The sequence below is a fragment of the Burkholderia sp. SRS-W-2-2016 genome, assembly GCF_001931485.1.
In the GTDB taxonomy this organism is placed as follows: domain Bacteria; phylum Pseudomonadota; class Gammaproteobacteria; order Burkholderiales; family Burkholderiaceae; genus Paraburkholderia.
In genome coordinates, this window is sequence record NZ_MSDV01000021.1 from 1 (window position 1) to 20831 (window position 20831).

The 20831-nt window shown below is 61.9% G+C and carries 15 protein-coding genes and 2 tRNA genes; 5 read left to right on the forward strand and 12 right to left on the reverse strand.

Annotated elements, in window-relative coordinates; all coding sequences use genetic code 11:
- Nucleotide 1: 1 nt before the first annotated feature.
- The 5 genes from BTH42_RS09065 to BTH42_RS09085 all read right to left on the reverse strand — a co-directional run bounded on the left by BTH42_RS09065 (nt 2) and on the right by BTH42_RS09085 (nt 5066).
- Nucleotides 2–77, reverse strand: a tRNA-Gly gene (locus BTH42_RS09065).
- Nucleotides 78–83: 6 nt separating this feature from the next.
- Nucleotides 84–159 (reverse strand) — tRNA-Asn (locus BTH42_RS09070).
- Nucleotides 160–248: 89 nt separating this feature from the next.
- Complete coding sequence (locus tag BTH42_RS09075; protein WP_075298091.1) at nt 249–920, reverse strand: hypothetical protein; 672 nt, start codon at nt 918–920, stop codon at nt 249–251.
- 63 nt (nt 921–983) lie between these two features.
- Nucleotides 984–2462 carry a cytochrome-c peroxidase gene (locus tag BTH42_RS09080; protein ID WP_075298093.1) on the reverse strand — a complete coding sequence of 493 codons (1479 nt, stop codon included), beginning with the start codon at nt 2460–2462 and terminating at the stop codon, nt 984–986.
- Between the two features lie 252 nt (nt 2463–2714).
- Entirely contained in the window at nt 2715–5066 is a 2352-nt protein-coding gene (locus tag BTH42_RS09085) for an alkaline phosphatase family protein (protein WP_075298095.1), read from the reverse strand.
- A gap of 845 nt (nt 5067–5911) precedes the next feature.
- Here BTH42_RS09085 and BTH42_RS09095 point away from each other — a divergent pair.
- Entirely contained in the window at nt 5912–6904 is a 993-nt protein-coding gene (locus tag BTH42_RS09095; protein ID WP_075298636.1) for a TRAP transporter substrate-binding protein, read from the forward strand.
- Between the two features lie 325 nt (nt 6905–7229).
- On the opposite strand, the gene BTH42_RS09100 is transcribed toward BTH42_RS09095, so the two are convergent.
- The 4 genes from BTH42_RS09100 to BTH42_RS09115 are packed head-to-tail and all read right to left on the reverse strand — an operon-like array spanning nt 7230 to nt 12126.
- Nucleotides 7230–8231, reverse strand: a complete 1002-nt coding sequence (locus tag BTH42_RS09100; protein ID WP_075298097.1) for a response regulator — start codon at nt 8229–8231, stop codon at nt 7230–7232.
- Nucleotides 8231–9352, reverse strand: coding sequence for a hybrid sensor histidine kinase/response regulator (locus tag BTH42_RS09105; protein WP_075298099.1), 1122 nt, complete (start codon nt 9350–9352; stop codon nt 8231–8233). The genes BTH42_RS09100 and BTH42_RS09105 overlap by 1 nt, the downstream gene beginning before the upstream one ends.
- 7 nt (nt 9353–9359) lie before the next feature.
- Nucleotides 9360–10715 (reverse strand): sensor histidine kinase, encoded by a 1356-nt coding sequence (locus BTH42_RS09110; RefSeq protein ID WP_075298101.1) that lies wholly within the window; start codon nt 10713–10715, stop codon nt 9360–9362.
- A gap of 22 nt (nt 10716–10737) precedes the next feature.
- Nucleotides 10738–12126, reverse strand: a complete 1389-nt coding sequence (locus BTH42_RS09115; protein ID WP_075298103.1) for a class I SAM-dependent methyltransferase — start codon at nt 12124–12126, stop codon at nt 10738–10740.
- 698 nt (nt 12127–12824) lie between these two features.
- Here BTH42_RS09115 and BTH42_RS09120 point away from each other — a divergent pair.
- The 3 genes from BTH42_RS09120 (at nt 12825) to BTH42_RS09130 (ending at nt 16237) form a co-directional block, all read left to right on the forward strand.
- Nucleotides 12825–13808 carry a hypothetical protein gene (locus BTH42_RS09120; protein WP_075298105.1) on the forward strand — a complete coding sequence of 328 codons (984 nt, stop codon included), beginning with the start codon at nt 12825–12827 and terminating at the stop codon, nt 13806–13808.
- A 506-nt stretch (nt 13809–14314) separates the two neighbouring features.
- Nucleotides 14315–15334 (forward strand): DMT family transporter, encoded by a 1020-nt coding sequence (locus tag BTH42_RS09125; protein WP_075298107.1) that lies wholly within the window; start codon nt 14315–14317, stop codon nt 15332–15334.
- 120 nt (nt 15335–15454) lie between these two features.
- Nucleotides 15455–16237, forward strand: a complete 783-nt coding sequence (locus BTH42_RS09130; protein ID WP_075298109.1) for an AAA family ATPase — start codon at nt 15455–15457, stop codon at nt 16235–16237.
- A gap of 37 nt (nt 16238–16274) precedes the next feature.
- Here the strand turns inward: BTH42_RS09130 and BTH42_RS09135 are convergent, their stop codons facing one another.
- The 3 genes from BTH42_RS09135 to pobA form a co-directional block, all read right to left on the reverse strand.
- Nucleotides 16275–17342: an MBL fold metallo-hydrolase gene (locus tag BTH42_RS09135; RefSeq protein ID WP_075298111.1), complete on the reverse strand. Its 1068-nt coding sequence runs from the start codon at nt 17340–17342 to the stop codon at nt 16275–16277.
- 78 nt (nt 17343–17420) lie between these two features.
- Complete coding sequence (locus tag BTH42_RS09140) at nt 17421–18077, reverse strand: peroxiredoxin (RefSeq protein ID WP_075298113.1); 657 nt, start codon at nt 18075–18077, stop codon at nt 17421–17423.
- A gap of 443 nt (nt 18078–18520) precedes the next feature.
- The gene (pobA, locus tag BTH42_RS09145) at nt 18521–19705 is read right to left on the reverse strand and encodes a 4-hydroxybenzoate 3-monooxygenase (RefSeq protein ID WP_075298115.1); all 1185 of its coding nucleotides are present in this window, start codon (nt 19703–19705) and stop codon (nt 18521–18523) included.
- Nucleotides 19706–19887: 182 nt separating this feature from the next.
- Between pobA and BTH42_RS09150 the strand changes: the two genes are divergently transcribed.
- On the forward strand, nt 19888–20760 hold the full coding sequence (locus tag BTH42_RS09150; protein ID WP_075298117.1) for a helix-turn-helix domain-containing protein: 873 nt from the start codon (nt 19888–19890) through the stop codon (nt 20758–20760).
- Nucleotides 20761–20831: the final 71 nt, after the last annotated feature.

Genomic DNA, 20831 nt, shown 5'->3' on the forward strand with positions numbered 1-20831 from the left:
CTGGAGCGGGAGACGAGGCTCGAACTCGCGACCTCAACCTTGGCAAGGTTGCGCTCTACCAACTGAGCTACTCCCGCGTTGCCTGGCTCCCCGACCTGGGCTCGAACCAGGGACCTACGGATTAACAGTCCGGCGCTCTACCGACTGAGCTATCGGGGATCATGCGTTGTGAAGCGGACGGGATTGTACAACATCGCTCAGCAAAAATGTCATGCCCCGCGACAGCGATTCACACAGCGCTCGCACACTCAGCGCTGAAACACCTCGTCGGCGACCCACCCTTCCGAAGTCAGGTGCACTCCCTCCCTCAACTGCATGGACCCCGCCCCATCGATCACCCGCTTCACCATAGGAAACACCCGCTGCGCGTCGGCGTTCGTCGCCCACGCAGCCGGCTCGATCCTGTACGTATAAACAACGGACGTCACCGTCTTCCCATCCATCTGCATCGGCCGCTCCCACCCGACAACCTTGTCGAGCTTGAGCGTCGCCGCGCAAAAATCCGCCGGGTGCGTAACCCGCGAAGTCGCCGTAGCGACAACTTCAGGAATCTGCAGGTAGTACTTTTTCCCTTCATCGGTCAACTGATACTGCCGCGCGGCAGCGGTAATCTTCTTGCCGTCGCCATCGACCCGCTCGACCATCATGTCCTTACCCGTCACCAACCCGAGCTTCTCGAGCACCGGCATCTGAATCGCGTCGCGCGTGCGCTTGGCCTGATCTTCAGTCGTCGTATAGATCGGCCAATCGTATTTGGCGAGACACAGATGCCCGCGCTTACCCAGATAGTCGTTGATCGTGGCAGTGAAGTTTTCCTGATTAGCGTCCTGGCTCTTATCGTGGCAGCCAGCTGCAAGCGTCAGTGCAAGCAGGGAAAGCGCGCCGCCTGCAAGGCGAATGGCGGTGGAACGTCGAATCATGATGTTATTGCTCGATTGAATAATTAGGTTTTCAAAATATCTCGTATCACGCACGGCACGCGGTCAGTTCACGCAAGCGCCACTAGTGGGCTGCGTCGCCGGCACCTGATAACCATCGGTCAGCGTGTTCAGAAAGCACACCAGATCCGCGATGTTCTGCTGCGTGAGCTGCGGTGTCGAATGGAACGCACGCGGCTTCGCGCCATCGGCCGCGGTCGTGCCGCCAGCATCGGTCTGCCCTTGCCCCATCGGCAATTCTTCGTCGATATTGCCCTGATACGCGGCCGGCAGATCGTTGAAGCTCGTCACCGTCGCGCCCGATGCATACGTCGGGAACAGCGCATACGACGGATTCTGCGTGGTCTGGCTGCTATCGCCGCCGCTGCTCGGATACCAGTACTCCGGATTGGTATCGCGGGTGTTGTAGAAATTCAGCACCTGGGTGAGCGAATGGAACACGCCATTGTGGAAGAGCGCGGTACGTGTAGCCACGTTACGCAGCGTCGGCACCTTGAAGCGGCCGCAATACGGGTCGGGCACGTTCACGCCGGTGAACGAATCCGGACCGCTGCCGCTATTCGCGGTGCCCGGCGGATGCAGCGTGTTGAACGGTCCGCACAGACCCATGTCGTAGTACGCGCTATTCGTATTGCTCGGAATCGGGTCGGGGTTGTCCGGAATCGACGCGTCGTTACGCGGTGCGCCGATCGCCTGGTACGTGAAGTCGGTCATCAGGCCGACGGAGCCGTTGAAGTTCGCGCCCGCGTAATGGCAGGCCACGCAGCCGGCGCCCTTGTCGGTGTCGTTGAACAGTTGCAGACCGCGCAACTCCGCCGCCGTCAGCGTGCCGCCCACCTTGTTCGATTCGTACAGATCGAACTTGCTCGAATACGGCGCGAAGCTCGGCTCTTCGGTCTGGTACGCCTGCAACGCGAGACCGATGTCGGTGAACGCGGCATCGGCGTTCGAGAACACATCCGCGCCGAACGCCTGCTTGAACAACGCCGCATACGAGCCGTTCTTCACCGCGTCGACAACGGCCGCCTGCGACGGGCTGTTCATCTCGACCGGATTGAGCAGCGGCAGCGCGGCCTGGGTCGCGAGCGTGGTCGCGCGGCCATCCCACATGAAGCCGCCGCCCGGTGCGTTCTGGGTGATGCCGTCGGGGTTGTCGGCGATGTCGTTGTAGGCCGGCGTCATCGATTTGTAGCGCAGCGACGGCACCGCGCGCTGCCCCGCCACCGACGGATCCGAGCCGAGCTGCACCGACAGGCTGTTCGGCGGCCCATACGCGTATTGCGGGTTGTGGCAGGTCGCGCACGCCATGTTCTTGTTGCCCGACAGATTCTGGTCGAAGAACAGCTGTTTGCCGACCTGCGCGGCGGCGCTCAGCGTGACCGTCGCGGGCGGCGCGACGCTGCTGGTCCCGCCGCCGCCCGACGCGGTCTGGCTCGAACCGCTGGCGCCGTCGCTGCCACCGCCGCCGCACGCGGTCAAGATCACGGAGAGCGCGCACAGCACGCCGAGGGAAAGTTTTCGCATGTCGATCTGTATTGCTGAATCCGATTGCCGGGCGGTCCTGGCTGAGCCCTTCGACAACGAGGGCCTGGCTAACCGCGGGTACCGCTAAGGCCGCGCGGCAATCGGACGAATGGAATGGAAAACTGCCAGACCGCACGAAAAGCGGTCCGGCAGAAAGCACTCAAATAGCAGTGAAATAGTGGTTCAGCACCTGTTAGCACCTGGCTGCGGACAACGCGGCGCACCGCGTTGTCCGCCTGCATGCCGGCCTCGTTACTTCTTCGCCGACTTCAGCGCCCAGACGTTGGTCTGGGTCGCGTCCGGGCCAGGGCCACGCGAAGCCAGCGACGTGGTCGTCACGTCGACCGCGTTGAGCTTCTGCGTGTAGGCCGCCGGCGTGACGTACGCGTGGTTCATCGGACGCACCGAGTCGAAGTGCGTATCCGCGCTGCCCAGCATTTCCGGCAGGTTCGCGATGTTGCCCGCGATGAACGATTCGCTGTACTTCGCACGAGCGAGGTACGTGTACGGCTGCGCCGGGTCGGCCACCTGGAACATGTCCTGCAGCGTGCGCACGAACGAGAAGTGGCTGTACTCGTCGCTATCCACCACGTTCGGGTTCGCCTGGTTGGTCGCGACACCGAACACCGAGTTGCCGTGACCATGGTTGCCCTGGTTGTACAGCGTCGTCGTGACCGGCGAGTACTTGCCGTTCGTGTACGTCAGCGGTGCCTGGTTCACGTTCGACGTCGACGGATTCCAGCCGCAGCACGAGGTCGAGCTGCCTTCGCCTTCGTCGAACATCACGACGATCGCGACCTTGCGGTTCGGGTTGGTCCAGATTGGCGATGCCTGGATCTTCGCCACCACCTGACGCACGTAGTCGTCGCCGCGTTGGACGATCGCGGTGCTGCCGCCCGCGCACGACGGATCGGAGCCGGTGCCGTGCATGTCGTCGCACTGGTCGGGCATGATGAAGTTCAGGTTGCCGACGTCGCCGGTTGCGAGGTCGGTGCTGAACTGGTCATAGTTGTAGCCCGCCGGGATCGGGTAATCCTTCGAGTTCGCGAGCACCGATGCCGGGTATTGCGTACCGAAGATCGTGCGGTTGTTCGCGTAGAACTCCGGCAGATTACGCGCGCTCTGATACGGGATCGCCGGGCTGTGCTTGGTCTTGTACAGCGCGCCGGGCAGCGCGTAGGCCGTGCCGTTCGAACCCGGACCCGTGTAGGTCGCCGAGATCGTGGTTTCCGCGATGCTGTCCGCACGCGGATCCTGACCCGGGTTCATCGACTCGCTGTAGGTACGCCACGTCATACCGGCTTGCGACAGCAGCGTGAACAGATTCGGTGCCTGGATGTTGTGGTTCGCGATCGTGCCGGTCGACGAGCACGCTGCGCTCGTGTAGCTGGTCAGGTGCGCGGTGTCCGTCGGCGGCAGTGCGCCGGTCGCGACGAGCGGCTGGCCGTCCGAAGCGGTACCGCCTGCAAATGCCTTGTCGGTCGGTGCGTTCGCGCCGGTCGTGCCCGCGCCGCAGCCCCACCAGTTGTCGTCGACGATACCCCAGTCGTCCGCGCCGCCGAGTGCCGTGTAGTTCGGCTCGCTCGGGTTGCCGGTCGAGTAGTAGGTCGTGAACTGGTTGTTGGCCGTCAGGAACTGGTTGATGTACGGCGCGTTGCTCGAGTCGAGAATGCCCGGCACGCCCGGCACCGGACCCACGCTGTGGTTCTCGAGCATGATCACGAACACGTTGTCGTAACGCGGAATGCCTTCCACGTTGAACGCGGCCTGCTGCGCCTGTGCGAACGTGATCGGTGCCTGCGTCTGGGCCGGCGTCACGGCCGTCACAGCGCTGACGCCCGATGCGGCCACGAGTGCCGGAAGCGCCGGATCGCCGCCGCTTACCGCGAGGTTATCCGGGTACATGTCGCCGCGATCGAGCTTGGTCGTCGCGTACGTGTAGCGGTTCGTCAGCTGGTTGTCTTCGAACAGCATCGTTTGCTGTTCGGCGCCCGACAGCTTGTTCACGTCGGCGAGCACATCGCTCGCGCTGACCGTGACCGCCGACGCGCCCAGCGCCGCGACGCTCATGCGCGACGCGAGGTTGGCTTTTTCGGTTGCGTAGTCGGTGCCGTTGGCTTCGACGAGGCGCTGCACTTCGCTCGACATCGGGCTGATCACGACGTTCGTCGCGCCCTGGTCGGCCACTTGCGCGGCCGAAGCGCGCAGGATCATGTGGCTCGCAACCGCCGCGCCGCTCGCGGTGTTGGTCGCCTTGGTGCTGACGTCGGCGATCAGTTGACCCGTCACCTTCGATTGCAGCGAGAAGTGACCCTTGCTGTCGGTCGTCGCGCTCGGCTCGCCCGAATCGCACACGCCGTTGCCGTTCGCGTCGACGCATACCGTCGCGCCGGAGTAGTAGCCGGCCGTGATCGTCGGGTTACCCGACGTGTTGCCCGCCGCGAACGACGATGCGCTCACCACGCCCGAGTACGTGGTGGCCGCGGCCGTCGGGCTCGTCGGGTTGGACGAATGATCGTCGTTGCCGCCGCACGCTGCGAGGACGCAGGCAGCGGCGATCGATGTAAGAAGTAGAGTGCTACGTGGAGCGAGACTGACCGACATTGTGGGACCCCTGTTGGTTTGGAGATGCGACTTTTTTCCGCCCTAACGGAACTAATCAGTGTTTTTTAAGCAGCGGGATTATCGAAGGGGCATGTTTGTTTTTTATGACATACAACTTTGACCGGACATTTTTCTCACTTTTGTTTACGGCGTTTTACCGAATGCGTGCGGGCCCACTCTGATTTATTGATTTATTCGGCCCTGTCACGGAATTGAAATATTCGCTCGATATTCGCGCGTGAGCCTTGCCAGTCAAGCCACAGCGGCGATACCTTCTCGTTTATTTACGGCTTCTTGACAGTCAATTTCAATTGAAAGTTATTGGAAAGCTTCCGGCCTTGATGATGACTTTCTTTAATTACAATAACGAAAGGCAATCGTTATTAATCAGAAAGAATTAAATGGGGAACCCGATGCTGCGCATCTATCGTGGAAGCTGCCATTGCCAACTCGTGAGATTCGAAGCCCAAATCGACTTCAGCAACGGCACGTCGAAATGCAATTGCAGTTTTTGGAGCCGCTTGAGGTTGTGGAACGTGAAGGTGCGACGACTGGGATAATCCGCCCGCGCAGACCCGCCACCTCCAAGGCCGCCGCTCAGGGGACTCGCCCGGGATGGTGCGCGATGTCCGCGTCGTCCCTGCCCCAATCTCATCAGACAACGTTTAACTTTCCCGCGAATGGGCCAGTCCCCTGCGTGGACGATTTTGGCATTTTCACGGGTAAACACCGTATGTACAGCGTCAGTCGCGCTTTATAAAATTGTAAGTCATCGTACAACTAGATGTGTCTGTGCGAGAGAGCTTGCCGCGCTCCGCGGATGATCCTATTTGAAAGACCTGATGATGAAAACGAAATTTGCTTCCGCACGTCTCCCGGCGCTTATCGCTGCCTCCCTGCTCGCGTTCGGCGCCGGCTCGGCACAAGCGCGCGTGTTCCGCTGCGCCGACGTGCACGGCGACACGTACCCGACCAACATGGCCGTGAAGTTCATGGGCGAGCAGATCAACAAGGCGACCGGCGGCAAGGACTCCGTGAAGGTGTTCGGCAACAGCGCGCTTGGTTCGGAGAACGACACGATCGACCAGGTGCGGATCGGCGCGCTCGACATGACCCGTGCGAACGGCGCGGCATTCAACGAGATCGTGCCGGAATCGATGATCCCGTCGCTGCCGTTCCTGTTCCGCGACATCGACCATTTCCGCAAGGTGATGTACGGTCCGGAAGGCCAGAAGATCCTCGACGCGTTTAACGCGAAGGGCATGGTCGCGCTGACGTTCTATGAGAGCGGCGCGCGTTCGATGTACGCGAAGAAGGCGATCAAGTCGCCGGCCGACATGAAGGGCCTGAAAGTGCGCGTGCAGCCGTCGGACCTGATGGTCGACGAAATCCGCGCGATGGGCGGCGTGCCGACCCCGATGCCGACCGCCGAGGTCTACACGGGCCTGAAGACCGGCATCGTCGACGGCGCGGAAAACAACCTGCCGACCTATGACGAAGGCAAGCACTTCGAAGTGGCTCAGGTGTACTCGGAAACCCAGCATTCGATGACGCCGGAAGTGCTGGTGTTCTCGAAGAAGATCTGGGACAAGCTGTCGCCTGAGGAACAGCAGATCATCAAGAAGGCCGCGGCCGACTCGGTGCCGTACTACCAGAAGCTGTGGACCGCGCGCGAAGCCGACGCGAAGAAGGTGGTCACCACGGGTGGCGCGACGATCGTCAGCGCTTCGCAGATCGATCGTCCGGCGTTCGTGAAGGCGATGCAGCCGGTGTGGGTGAAGTACGAAAAGACCCCGGCGATGAAGCAGCTTGCCGACGAGATCCAGGCAGTCAAGTAAAAGTCATTCGTGAAGTAATGCGGTGACGAAGCGCGGGACCGGGTGACCGGCCCGCGCTTTGTCATTGCGCCGATCTCGACGAGTATCACCGCGCTTGCCATCGCGCTTCTCGCCTCAATAAGCGGCGCCCGGCCAACACGCGCCGACGCACCGCTCACTACACCCTCTCGCGCAACGCGCGTCCGCGACAAATAAAAACGGCCTCGCCCAACATGCGCCGGGGCTGCACCCACCCGGAATTCGCACGTCGGCCGAGGCCGCTTTCATTCTTTACCGCTGTCGGTTACCGCTGTTCGGTTACTGCTTTCGTTTTCGTTAGCCGTACTCAGAACTGCTCGATCCAGGTCGCGAGACGATCGGCGGCGAAATCGGCCTTCGGCTGCGTGGCGCGGAATGCGATCGCGTCACCCACACGCGCCGGCTCCAGTGCAACACCGTTACCGTCGAGCCACAGCAAGCCTGCCAGCCACACCGCGTGCTCGCTCGGCACCGCTTTGTCGCCCGCTTGCGCGAGGAACTCGGCCAATGACGCCGGCTCGTTCCACACGAAACCCTCGCCTTCGGCACGCACGTCGAGGCCCGCTTCCGCGAGCGTCGCGGCCAGTGTAGCGACCGCGTTGCTGCCCGCCGGATTCGGGTGCCGGTTGCGCAGCCCCGCCAGCTGGCTGGCGACCTGATGACCGAACGCTCCGCTGCGCGCGCTCTCGGCGCCGACCAGATCGGAGTAGTCCTGCAGCAGCCAGTCCGGCTCGGCGTTCTGCGCGTCGGCGAGCACCGCCGCGGCGAGATAGGTTTCCACCGGCTGGAAGCGCTCGGTGCCGAGCAGCGTCGCGGCCAGCGAGCGCACCAGACCGATCCGCGTCGCGACCGTCTGCTTCTGCAGCACGCCGAGCTTCTCGCGCAGCAACTGGTCGCGCTCCTTGCGCAGATCGGCCAGTTCCAGCGCCTGCTTCAGCTCCATGCGCAGCGCGGTGATGTCCCACGGCTTCTTGATGTAGCGGTGGATATGACCCAGGTTGACAGCCGCCACGGTCTGATCGATTTCCGAGTAGGCGGTGGTCAGAATCCGCACGATGTGCGGATAGCGCTCGCTCGCATAGCGGAGCAATTCGTTGCCGAATTCGCCCGGCATGCGCTGGTCGGAGACGAGGACCCCGACCCGGTCGCCATGCGCGTCCAGCAGAGCCTTGCCTTCTTCCACCGAGCCGCCAGTCAGGACCGGCGCCAGGCTTCCGATGGCACGCTGGAAGTACTTCACGGCCGTGGCCTCGTCATCGACGAAAATGATCGCCGGCATCGAGTCCTGGTTGGCATTTGCTTCGTTCATCAACAACTCCTGTGCGTTTGACCTTTGATATGGGGGAAATCCAGCACTACGGTGGTGCCTCCCCCCGGCGTGGACTCGATCTCGAGTCCGCCGCCACAGGACTGCATGACCCGGTTGCATAAAATCAGGCCCAAGCCATTACCCCCGGATTTAGCGTGTGTCGTAATCGGGTCCGTGAGCAGACGGGCTTTGATTTCCGGCGGAATGCCCGGACCGTTGTCGCAAATGGCGATGCTCGGTGCCGGCTCCGCCGTCACAGTAAAGCGCACCGCCGGCGCGTCGACGCCCGCGAGCGCGCGCAGCGCGTTCGACAGCAGCGACGACAGCACCAGCGCCACGCAATTCGGTTGCGTCACCACCGGGAAGTCGCCAGCCACATCGACCTGAATCCACGAGCGCTGCGCGGCGGTCAGCGGATAGGTATCGAGCAGCGCCGAAATCAGTCCGTGCGCGGTGACCTCGCTGCGCGCTTCGTCGCCCTCCGGCTGCCGGCGTCCGTTGTGCACCGAGCGCCAGAACGACGACACCACCGCCATGCAGTACTGCGCGCTTTCGCGCATCGACTTCGCGGCGCCGAGAATTTCCCCTTCCGCATCGAGCTGCACGGTGGTGCGGCCTTCGATGCTATGTGCGTTCAATGCAATCGCCGCGAGCGGCGTATTCAGTTCGTGCGCGATGAACGCGAGCGTTTCGTCGATCGCAATCAGCCGCTGGTTCTGCATCGCGCGCTCGTGATGCCGCTCGAACGCCAGTTGCAGCGTCTCGCGCACCGCGTCCGGCCTGAGCGGCTTTTCGAGGATGCGGAACACCTCGCCGGTATTGACCGTCTGCAGCAGCATCTCGACGTCCGCGTACGCGGTCACCAGAATCCGCACGATATGCGGATATTCGTGCGCGACCTGGCGCAACAGCTGACCGCCGTCACGGCCGGGCATGCGGAAATCGGTGACCAGCACCGCGATGCGCGCGTTCTCCTGGCGCAGGACCGCGACCGCTTCATCCGCGCTCTTCGCGAGCAGCACGTCGTAATCCGCGCCGACGCTGCGCGCGAAATATTTGCACGCCAACTCTTCGTCATCGACGTAGAGAAGCGTGGGCTGGGTCTGTCGGATATCGTTCATCGTGTTCTCAGGGCGCCGGCGACAGATCGAAACTGAACGACGCCCAATTGCCCAATTCGCTCTCGGCGAACAGCAGGCCGCCGTGGCGCTCGATCACCGCGTAGCTGATCGACAGCCCCAGGCCGAGACCCTGGCCGACTTCGCGAGTCGTGAAGAACGGCTCGAACACTCGCGCCAGGTTCTCCGGCTTGATGCCGGGTCCGTTGTCCTTGACCGTCACATGCAGGCGCTCTTCGGTCCACCTCACGTTGATGTGAATCGACGGCCCCGGCGTGCCCGCCTTGCGCATCGCCAGCACCGCGTTCGACAACAGGTTGATCAGCACGCCGATGATCGCCGCTTCGTCGCCCTGCACCAGCGTATCGGCCGGCAGATCGCGAGTCACGGTAACGCCGCGCAATTCGTGGCCGACCAGCCGGATGGCCGAATCCAGCGCCTTCTCGAACAGGAACGGCGTGCCCAGTTCGGCCTCGGCGCCCGGCTTGCGATACGCGAAAGTCTTCAGGTCCGACACGATGTGCTGAATCCGCTGCATCCCCTGACGCGCGTCGACGAGACACTCGTTCAGAGTCGGCTCCGTTTTGGAAATCGGCTCTTCCAGCGCGACCTCGATCGCCATCAGGCAGAAATTGACCGGATTGTTGACCTCGTGCAGCAAGCCCGCGGCCAGCGTACCGATCGCTGCCATTTTTTCCTGCTGCAGCAATTGTCCTTTGATATCGAGCAGTTGGCGATTGATCACCTCCAGCTCGGCATTCTTTGCCGATACCTCGGCGTTTTTTTCTGACACTTCCGCCTTCAGGCGAAACAGCATGAAGCGCACCCGCTCGTTGAAGAACGTGTACACCGCACTCGCCGCGGCGGCGAACAATAACAGCAGCACGTTCACGGTCATCGTGCCGAGCGGCGCGCCGTTGTGCGGCGGCATCAGACAGGCGAGCAGATACAGCACGCACGACAGCACGCCGAACACGAGGTTTTGCCACAGGCCGAACGGCAGCGCGATGCCGGACGCGAAGATCGCGAGATTGAGCCCCATGTAGTACGGCGACAACACGCCGTCGGTACGCCAGATCATCCACGAGATCATGATCTGCGGCAGCAGCAGCCACGACAGCGTCAACCACGGCGTCAGGCGCCGCCCCATGCCGGTGTCCAGCAACGCGACGATGCCGCCGATCAGCAACGACACGACCAGCCGCGCGACCGCGAACGACATCTGATACTGCGGATACTGCGCGAAATCCAGGCCCACGCCGAGCAGCACCAGCGCGATCGCGGTGAGCGCGCCGCCGCGGCTGAAATTGACGCGAAAGTCGGCCAGCTCGGATTGATAACCTGCGTGCAGTGGACTGGTAGTCATCGATGGAGTGTCTGCTGACGTTTCAGAGAATCGTGGCTTCCGCGAACACATTCACCCCGGTCTCGTCGACATAGAGTTTGTGGTCGCTGGAATTCGGCGGCAGCAGCGAGCTCATACCGGGTTCGTTCCGATAGATCAGATACCACTCCAGCAGGTGCTCCATCCCGTACTTCTCGGGATTCGCCGAATGCACGTTGGTGACCAGCAACTGGCCGCCGGGCCGCGTGCGGGCCGCGAAATAGCTGAGCAGACGCGCGCAGACCTTGTCCGACAGATAGTCGAACAGACCGGCGCAGTACACCGCGTCGAATTCGCGCGCGGCCGGGTCCGACGAGATCTTGCGTTTGAGCAGGTCGTGCACCGATTGATGGACCATTTCCACCGAGGTCTTGTGGCCGGCCCCGCGCGCCGAGCTTTCGATCGCGTCTTTCGTGAATGCCAGCGTTTCCTCGCTGAAGTCGACCAGCTGGAACGACAGCAGTTCGGGATGAGGATATTCGCGCACGAAGCGCTGGATCTCGAATGCCGGTCCGCAGCCTACATTGAGAATCCGGAACGGCCGGCCGGCCGCGCGCGCCGCTTCGGCCTGACGCGTGAGGAAGTCGATCAGCAGCGTGATGCGGTTGCGGTGCGCGGTTGCCACCGCCGCCTGCAGGAACGCGGTATTGACGATCTGGAAGTAAGTGGTCGGCCCTTGCTGCGGATCGCTGAGGATCTGGTTGACCATCTCGTAGTCGCCCGCATACCCGAGCGGCTTGGTGAACGTGCGATAGACGAACGGCGCGCGCAGCAGCAACGGATGCAGTGCCGATTGCGCATAGGTGCGATGCACCGGCGCGATCTCGACATCGACGCGTTGCGCTTCTTCCTCGAGCCGGTCGAGATAGAACTTCATCTTCAGCATGATCGGCGTGGCGAGCTCGTAGAACAGATCCTCGCGCAGCCGGCCTTCGTTCTTCGGCAGACTTTCGGTCAGATCGACCTGCTCGACCCAGCGCGACACTTCCGAAAGAAATGCGCGCATTTCATTGACGACGATCTGATAGTCGCGGCGGATATTGAAGCGCGCATCCCAATCGGTAATGAACAGTTCGGCTTCGCGTCCGACCGACTTTGCCTCGTTGGGCAGCACACTCAGTTCGCGCCACTCGTCGATCAGCGCAAGCGACACCACCGCGGTGAGGCCGGTATTCACGAGACTGACGACGACCGCCTTGCCGAGATAGGCATTCTTGCTGCCCATCCGCACACTGAGTTCGCTCAACACCTCACTGACCTGGACGATCGAGTAAGGGTTATAGACCTCCATCACCAGCGACTTTCTCTGGAGGTTAATGATTGTCCCTCGCACATGCTCGCGCTGCGAGTTGCGGAAGCTGACCACCGGGTCGATTTGCGTCTGAGAGTACACGGTATAAGTACCTGAGGAATCCGGGAAACGCAGCGGAGTGTGGGATGAAAGACAGTGAATGGCTGCCGCACGAACAACTTCGAATACGAGTCGTGTACGCGAGGTTCAAACCAGTGTTGCACTGGAAACACCCAAACCCTTTTGCCGGAAGATTCCGGCGGGTTGCAGTGTAACACCAAGACTGAAGATTCTGCGTTATAACGAATTGCGACTTTGCGCCTAAGCAATCTTGAAAAGCGATTTGAGATTGTTCGCATGTGCCGGCCGGCGACGCTTATGCCGCGAGCCCGCCGCGCCTATGCCAGTTGGATATAAGCGCCGCACACCCTGCGCGCGGCGTTGCTGTCGGATTGCTTGCCGTGTCTGTCCCGCATTACGGATGTGCACCGGGCCGGCACGCTATCGGCAAACGATTGCGAAATTCGCTGTAAGCAAATCCGCGCGCAATTCTTTCTCATAGAGTACTTAGACAGTTCTCTCTATTTCCGAATCCGTTGCGTCAATCGAACGATCCGCGTTGTCCAATTAGCGAGAGATCTTCTGGAAATACAACGTGCTAATGAAGTACTACACATCCGACAAATAGCAATTCTTTGGTCAATTGACGGACAGTGCGATAGTGGTTCTTTCCGGAAAAAATTAAAGTTTTTTCTCAAGCGGTCGTTATTAGCGGAGTACCCGGTCTCCGATAGATCTCGATGGATAAGCTCGTTCTCAGTCTTTTGTTGTCTTTGCTCGCAGGTTTTTTGACCGCGGTAGGCACGTTCGTCAAACTCGTCAACGACAAGGAAAGCAAGGTCACCGAATTCCGCCAGCAATGGACCGATACCGCGCGGCAATCCCTTGCGGATCTGCTGTCGCAGCTGCGGTACTACTGCAATCTCACGGCTGAATTGACTGCGCTCGAAAGCGAGGCCAGCTCCATCGTTAGACGGCCGAGCGACCCGGAAAAGCTCAATGAATTCGATTCCGCATTGCTCCAGAACGTTCTCGAATCGCAATCAAAGAATCGCGAAGCACTCAAGCAGGCGTTGCGAAACAATCGCGAAGCAATTCATAACGCATATGCGTTTGCCAAGCTCCATTTCAAACCTAACGACCCGGATTTTCTTCACGTCGAAACCAAGGTCGATCAGGCATTGCAGTTGATCGACGGCAACCTGCCGGGAGGAAATAGCGGACAGACTTTGCGCGCGGAGCTAATGCTGTTGATCAACGACCTGACGACACTGAGTCGCGGTCTTTTGAAAAAAGAATGGGAGAACATCAAAGGCGGTGAACGCGCGTACCGACTGACACGCATCTGGGCAAAACGCGGCGGACTCGCCGGCGCCGGCGCGCTAACTGTTCTGCTTGGATGCTTCGGCGTGGCCGCGCTGTTGAACTGGAAAGAAACCAGCGACATTGCGATGCTCGCCAAGCTCGGAACATCGAAGTCGGGCGAGCCGGCAGCACACTCTGCGCAGAACTATTCGGTGCCGGTCGCCGCGCCGCAAGTCACAAACGCCTGCGCGGAGATTCCGCCGCCGGGTGTCACCGTCGTTCAGCAGATCGCCACCAATGGCGAAGGCCGGATGGAATCCAGCACGACACCGACGACACCCACAACAGCACCGGTGACCAGCCGCCCCAAAACGCGCGTAAAAGCACCGGCCTGCGAGATTGCCGGGACGACGCAATAACTCACCGCACTGGGCTGCCCCGACGAGCCGGTAGATTCGACCGGCTCCCCCGGCCCTCGCCTCTGCCAACGCAGCACAATTGCGCGACAATCAGGCTACCCACGGGCGTCTGCACCGCAGGTGTGAAGGCCCGCGTCACTCGCCAGCGTAGGGTCGGAAGATCGCCCGACACAGTGATGCGGACATAGCAGCCGGCGTAACGTCCGGTCGCCCGTGGCATCCGGTTCGGCACGCGCGCCGCCCGGCCGCGTCCCCAGACATTACAGTTGCATTGAGATATAATTTCGCGCGGCCTTCAGCTAATTAACGCTAGTTGATTGTTTGGAAATCCTCTCTTTTCAATTCGCGAGTTCGCGAATTCCGTCAATACGAGACATGCCGAATCGGTAATTGCCGAATGCCTGAACGGCAATACCAACACCCGGCCAGCCACGAAAATAAAGCAATAAAACGCGCTACTGCCGTGGTCGATCCACACGGCGCGCAACGACAAACTCACCCGAAACATGACAGCCTCCGCCACCTCGACCGGCTCGCGCGATTCCACGCGGCTTTTCACCCAACCCAAAGTACTCGTGATGCTGGCAACACTATGCTGCCTGCTGTGGGGCAGCTCCTATCCGGCCATCAAGATCGGCTATGCGCTGCTCGGCATTACGCAGAAAGATATTCCTTCGAAACTGGTTTTCGCCGGCTACCGCTTCGTGCTCGCCGGGCTGATCGTGCTGGTTTTCGCGGCCTTGTCGAACAAGCCGCTTTTCAAACTGAGCCGCGGCGATGCCGGACGGGTGATGCTATTGGGCTTCACGCAAACGGCGATTCAATACGTGTTCTTTTATATCGGTCTCGCGTACACCACCGGCGTGCGCGGCTCGATTCTCAATTCGACCACGACCTTCTTCAGCGTATTGCTCGCCCATTTTCTTTATCGCAACGACAAACTGACGCCGCGTAAAGCATTCGGCTGTCTGCTGGGATTCGTCGGCGTGATGGTCGTCAATTTCGGCGACGGCACGCTCGAATTCGCGTTCACGCTGCTCGGCGAAGGCTTTATCGTGATTGCCGCGTTCGTGCTGTCCGCCGCGTCGATTTACGGCAAGCGCATTTCGCAGCGCATCGACCCGATGGTGATGACCGGTTACCAACTCGCGTTCGGCGGCCTCGTGCTGGTCGTGGCGGGCTACGCGAGCGGCGGTACGCTGCAAGCGTTCACGCCGACCTCGCTCGCGCTGCTCGGTTATCTGGCGCTGCTGTCGTCGGTCGCTTTTACGCTGTGGAGTCTTCTGCTCAAGTACAACCCGGTCGGCAAGGTCACGGTCTTCAATTTTCTCGTGCCGGTTTTCGGCACCGTGCTGTCCGCGATCTGCCTGAGCGAAAACATCATGGAAGTGAAGAACCTGTTCGCGCTCGTGCTGGTGTGCTGCGGCATCTGGCTGGTCACGCGCGCACCGCAACTGCGTGCCGCTGCCGCAAAGCCGGAAGTCGCAATCGGTAACACTCGCGGGTGCGGCCAGAGCCAAGGCTGAACGCGCGAACAGATCGAGTGGGCCGCTGCCGGCCGCTCGCCGCGAGTCGACAGCGGCCGCCGGATTGGTGAAAATCTGGCGAACCGCGGGGCCGACCGCGGCGCTCCGGCAGACCCCACCATGATCATTTCCTCGCAATTCGTCTCGCGTATCGATCTGAAACCGGATGCGAACGCGGACCCTTCGCAGTACCCGTTCAGCCTGCCGGCGATCCGTTCGCTGGAGACGCTGACGCTGCATCCGAAAGTCACCTACTTCGTCGGCGAAAACGGCTCCGGCAAGTCGACGCTGCTGGAAGCGCTGGCGGTGTCGATCGGCTACAACGCCGAGGGCGGCAGTCGCGATCTGCGCTTCCAGACCCGCAATACTCACTCCGACCTGCATGCCCGGCTACGGGTCTCGAAAGGCTTCCGGCGCCCGCGCACCGGCTATTTTCTGCGTGCCGAAAGCTTCTACAACGTCGCCAGTTCGCTCGACGAGATCGAGGAAGACCCGCTCACGGCGGGCGTGCTGGCCTCGTATGGCGGCCGCTCGCTGCACGCGCAATCGCACGGCGAATCGTTTCTGGCGCTAGTGATGAATCGCTTCGGTCCCGACGGGCTCTATCTGCTCGACGAACCCGAGGCGGCGTTATCGCCGCAACGGCAACTGACGCTGCTAGCGCGCATGCATCAACTGATCGAGCAGAATTCCCAGTTCGTGATCGCGACCCATTCGCCGATCCTGATGGCCTATCCGGACGCGACGATCTACCAGTTCGGCGCCGACGGCATCGAGCCGATCGCTTACGAAGACACCGAGCACTACCGGATCACCCGCGACTTCCTCGCCAATCCCGAGCGCATGCTGAAGGTGCTGCTGGCCGATTCAGACGACAGCGACAACGGCAACCACGCCGACTAGCGAGCAGGGCGCTCGCCTCGACTCAGGCGGACGCTGTTCAGAGCGCGTCCAGCGCGACCGGCAAGCCCTCGGTGCGCCAGCGCAGCATCCCGCCGGCCAGATTCGCGACCTTGCCGAAGCCCGCTTTTGTCAGCAGCACGCTCGCTTGCGCGGAGCGCACGCCGGAGCGGCACACGGCCACCACCGGCCGCTCGCGATCCAGCTCGTCGAGCCGTCCGGTCAGTTGCGACAGCGGCACCAGTTGCGCGCCCGGCAAATGCCCGAGACGGTCGATGAATTCCGGCGCCTCGCGCACGTCGACGATCTGGAACGTCGCGCCATGCTCGAGCAGTGCCATCGGTTCGATTTCCCACACACCGCTGAAGCGCAGCGTGAGCGGCGCCCAGTCGGGCGTCTCCGTGGCCTGCGCCGCGTCGGCCTCCGGCTGCCCGCAGCGCAGGTTGGCGGGCACCGCGACCGCCATCAGCTTCGGATGCGGCAAATTCAGATTATTCATATGGCCGGCGAAGTCGCCGACATCGACGTCGCCGCCCAGGCGCGGATTGAAGCGCCGCTCCTCGGCCACGCTCGTCACCGTGATGCCGCGATAGTCGTGCGCCGGATACAGCAGACAGTGGGCGGGCAGCGTCAGGATCTGTTCATGTACCGACGCGAACAGCGCCTGCGGACTGCCGCCCTGGAAATCGGTGCGGCCGCAGCCGCGGATCAGCAGACTGTCGCCGGTGAAGGCCATGCTCTCGTCGTCGAGCACGTAGGTCAGGCAGCCGCCGGTGTGGCCTGGAGTCGCCCGCACGGTCAGATGGCGCTTGCCGAAGTCGATCCGGTCGCCGTGCCGCAACGGCCGCGTGACGCCTTGCGCGTCGACCGCCGCGGCCAGCGCGATCTGGCTGCCGCAGCGCTGGCGCAGCCGCCACGCGCCGGTCACGTGATCGGCGTGCACGTGGGTGTCGAGCGTGGTCAGCAGCCACAGACCCAGTTCCTGCAGCAGCGCCTGGTCGCGCGGCACCTGCTCGTAGACCGGGTCGATCAGCAGCGCTTCGCCGCCGTCGCCCAGCAGGTACGTGTAAGTGGACGAAACGGGGTCGAATAGCTGGCGAAAAATCATGGTGAGTCTCTGGAAAAACAGCCGGGATGACGGACGGTGCGCGGCGCGCGCCGCGCACCGCCGTCAGGTCCCGCTGGGTCAGCCCGGTTGCTTGGTGGTACGCAGATACGGCTTGATGGTCTTGAAGCCGGGGAACAGCGTCGCCGCCTCGTCGTTGCTGACCGCGCCGGTGATGATCACGTCGTCGCCCTGCTTCCAGTTCACCGGCGTGGCGACCTTGTGCTTCGCGGTGAGCTGCATCGAGTCGAGCACGCGCAGGATTTCGTCGAAGTTGCGGCCGGTGGTCATCGGGTAGGTCAGCATCAGCTTGATCTGCTTGTCCGGGCCGATGATGAACACCGAACGCACGGTCGCGTTGGTCGCGGCGGTGCGCCCTTCGCTGCTGTCGCCCGCTTCGGCCGGCAGCATGTTGTAGAGCTTGGCGACCGCCAGATCGGTGTCGCCGATCATCGGATATTTAACGGCGGCGCCCTGGGTTTCCTCGATGTCGGCCGCCCATTTGTCGTGCTGTTCGACCGGATCGACCGACAGGCCGATCAGCTTCGCATTGCGCTTCGTGAACTCCGGCTCGATCTTCGCCATGTAGCCCAGTTCGGTCGTGCAAACCGGCGTGAAATCTTTCGGGTGAGAAAACAGGATCGCCCATTGGTCGCCGATCCAGTCGTGGAAATCGATGGTGCCCTGCGTGGTGCGCGCGGTGAAATTGGGTGCGACGTCATTGATACGAAGTGACATATAGCCGTCCTGCGATGTAGTGGTTGAACGAAAGACCCGGGCGAAGCGCGTTCGATGCCGCGCCGCGTGCGGCGCGTTGCTCAGAGTTCACTGCCGTACGGAAGTTTCTGTCCTCATGTACCGGGCGGCAGCAAGCTTGCGCGGCCGGCGGTGAGACTTCAAATATAGCGCGTAACGGCCAAGCGTATGTCGATGCTCGTCTAGCCAGGCCGGAAGTGACAGGTGCGGTATCGCTTACCGGCGGTGGGTAGCGATCAGTAAATGATGGACGCCCGCTGGCGCAGCGTGTGTGTGTTAACGCACGAAGCGACGGGGCCGGGATGGCGCCGCGGCGTTGCCGGCCGGCGCGAAAGAGATGGGCAGGGAGTTTCGGGGTGCGTGGCCGCACCCCGAACTACGTCCTCAGCGGATGGAGGACGTATCGAACCGATGTAACCGGCGTTTTATTCGATCGGATCGTACGGCAAACCGACGTAGTTTTCCGCGATCGTTTTGAGGCCGGCTTCCGAGTTCGTGTAGTAGTCGTAGTCGGTACGCTGCATGCGCTTGTCGAATGCGTCGCGCTCCGAGAACTCGTGCAGCAGGTTGGTCATGAACCACGAGAAACGTTCCGCCTTCCACACGCGGCGCAGCGCGATCTGCGAATACTTTTCGACCAGATCGGTACGGCCCTCGCGGTACACGCGGGTCAGAATCCGGTACAGCGTGCTGACGTCGCTCGCGGCCAGATTCAGGCCCTTCGCGCCGGTCGGCGGCACGATGTGCGCGGCGTCGCCGACGAGGAACAGCTTGCCGTACTGCATCGGCTCGACCACGTAGCTGCGCAGCGGCGCGATGCTCTTTTCGAGCGCCGGACCCGTGACGACCTTGTCAGCGACGTCCTTCGGCAGACGCGTCTTCAGCTCTTCCCAGAAGCGCTCGTCGGACCAGTCCTCGACCTTTTCGGTCAACGGCACCTGCAGGTAGTAGCGGCTGCGGGTGTTGGAACGCTGGCTGCACAGCACGAAACCGCGTTCGTGGTGCGCATAGATCAGTTCGTGATTGACCGGCGGCGTATCGGACAGCATGCCGAGCCAGCCGAACGGGTAGACGCGCTCGTAGTGAGTGAGCACTTCTTCGGGGATGGTCTTGCGCGACACGCCGTGAAAGCCGTCGCAGCCGGCGATGTAGTCGCAATCCAGACGGTGCGTTTCGCCGTCCTTTTCGTACGTGACGTACGGCGCTTCGCCCTTCACGTCGTGCAGCTGGACGTTGGACGCTTCGTACACCGTGGTCGCGCCGCTTGCCGCGCGCGCGGCCATCAGATCGCGGGTCACTTCGGTCTGGCCGTACACCAGCACCGACGAGCCGCCTGTCAGCTTCTTCAGATCGATGCGGTCACGCCGGCCGCCGAACACCAGTTCGATACCGTCGTGAACCAGGCCTTCCGCGTCCATGCGCTCGCTGACGCCCGCTTCGCGCATCAGGTCGACCGTGCCCTGTTCGAGCACGCCCGCGCGGATGCGGCCGAGCACGTATTCGCCGCTCTGGCGCTCGACGATGACGTTGTCGATACCCGCCTTGTGCAGCAACTGCCCCAGCAGCAGCCCGGACGGTCCGGCTCCGATGATCGCGATGGTGGTTTTCATGATCGATGTCTCCTGTGTTCATTTACACCGTGAACTGCCGGCCTGCGGTGCGGGCTCCGATATCTGCCGCCACGGTCGAATTGCATTTTTCTAGAAACACGCGGCGCTGATAAGGCATTTTTTCGGATTAAAATTGGACTTTTAGAAAGTCCCGGGCGGATTTAGTTGCCGCCGACGAACCCATGAAGCAGCCGGCACAGCACGACATCCCCGTCTTCAATTTATACGGTGAAGGGCCCGATTGGAGCACGCTCGATTTGCTGCACTGCGAGTCGATCCCCGAGCGCAGCAGCCTGTACGACTGGGAAATCCGCCGCCATCGACATGCGGACCTCGCGCAGATTCTTTACGTGCAGAAGGGCACCGCGGAACTCGAAATCGAGGGCGAGACAACCCGCATCGATATGCCATCGGTGCAGATCGTCCCGCCGATGTGCGTGCACGGCTTCCAGTTCTCGCCGGAGGTGGACGGCTACGTGATCACGATCGCCGCGCCGCTGATGAACTGGCTGCAGCAGCAGATGGATGCGCCGCGGCGGGTGTTCGAGCATCCGGGTTGCTATGCGGTCGGCGACGATCGCGCTTATCTGGACACGCTGTGCGGCAAGCTCAATGACGAGTATGGGTTGCCGGCGCCGTCGCGCGATCTGTTGTTGCGCTCGCTGGTCAGCACGCTCGTGGTGTGGGTCAGCCGGCAGGCGCAGCAAGGCGCGGAGCGCAGCGAGCGGCAGGATCGCGGGCACGTTCATCTGAAGGCGTTTTATAGCTTGGTCGAAAAGCACTACCGCGAGCATCTGGCGATCAGCCGTTATGCCGAGCAGTTGGGCGTGACGGCGGTCTATCTGAATATGGTTTGTCAGCGGCTCGCGGGGAAAAGCGCGCTCGCGCTCGTGCATCAGCGGTTGATGCTCGAGGCGAAACGCAGCCTGACTTACACCGCGTTGAGCATCGCGCAGATTTCGGATTTTCTTGGTTTTACCGAACCGGCGTATTTCACGCGGTTTTTTAAGCGGTTTACTGGGGTGACGCCGAATGCGTTTCGGAAGCCGGAGTGAGATCGGCTTGAGCCGCTTTTCCGTGAGTTAAACAGGAGCCCCGGGCAAACCCTGGCTCCGTCCATACGCTC

Bases quoted from the DNA above. Each gene is read 5' to 3' on its own strand.
- BTH42_RS09075 (WP_075298091.1), bottom strand. From the start codon at position 920: ATGATTCGACGTTCCACCGCCATTCGCCTTGCAGGCGGCGCGCTTTCC.
- BTH42_RS09080 (WP_075298093.1), bottom strand. From the start codon at position 2,462: ATGCGAAAACTTTCCCTCGGCGTGCTGTGCGCGCTCTCCGTGATCTTG.
- BTH42_RS09085 (WP_075298095.1), bottom strand. From the start codon at position 5,066: ATGTCGGTCAGTCTCGCTCCACGTAGCACTCTACTTCTTACATCGATC.
- BTH42_RS09095 (WP_075298636.1), top strand. From the start codon at position 5,912: ATGAAAACGAAATTTGCTTCCGCACGTCTCCCGGCGCTTATCGCTGCC.
- BTH42_RS09100 (WP_075298097.1), bottom strand. From the start codon at position 8,231: ATGAACGAAGCAAATGCCAACCAGGACTCGATGCCGGCGATCATTTTC.
- BTH42_RS09105 (WP_075298099.1), bottom strand. From the start codon at position 9,352: ATGAACGATATCCGACAGACCCAGCCCACGCTTCTCTACGTCGATGAC.
- BTH42_RS09110 (WP_075298101.1), bottom strand. From the start codon at position 10,715: ATGACTACCAGTCCACTGCACGCAGGTTATCAATCCGAGCTGGCCGAC.
- BTH42_RS09120 (WP_075298105.1), top strand. From the start codon at position 12,825: ATGGATAAGCTCGTTCTCAGTCTTTTGTTGTCTTTGCTCGCAGGTTTT.
- BTH42_RS09125 (WP_075298107.1), top strand. From the start codon at position 14,315: ATGACAGCCTCCGCCACCTCGACCGGCTCGCGCGATTCCACGCGGCTT.
- BTH42_RS09130 (WP_075298109.1), top strand. From the start codon at position 15,455: ATGATCATTTCCTCGCAATTCGTCTCGCGTATCGATCTGAAACCGGAT.
- BTH42_RS09135 (WP_075298111.1), bottom strand. From the start codon at position 17,342: ATGATTTTTCGCCAGCTATTCGACCCCGTTTCGTCCACTTACACGTAC.
- BTH42_RS09140 (WP_075298113.1), bottom strand. From the start codon at position 18,077: ATGTCACTTCGTATCAATGACGTCGCACCCAATTTCACCGCGCGCACC.
- pobA (WP_075298115.1), bottom strand. From the start codon at position 19,705: ATGAAAACCACCATCGCGATCATCGGAGCCGGACCGTCCGGGCTGCTG.
- BTH42_RS09150 (WP_075298117.1), top strand. From the start codon at position 19,888: ATGAAGCAGCCGGCACAGCACGACATCCCCGTCTTCAATTTATACGGT.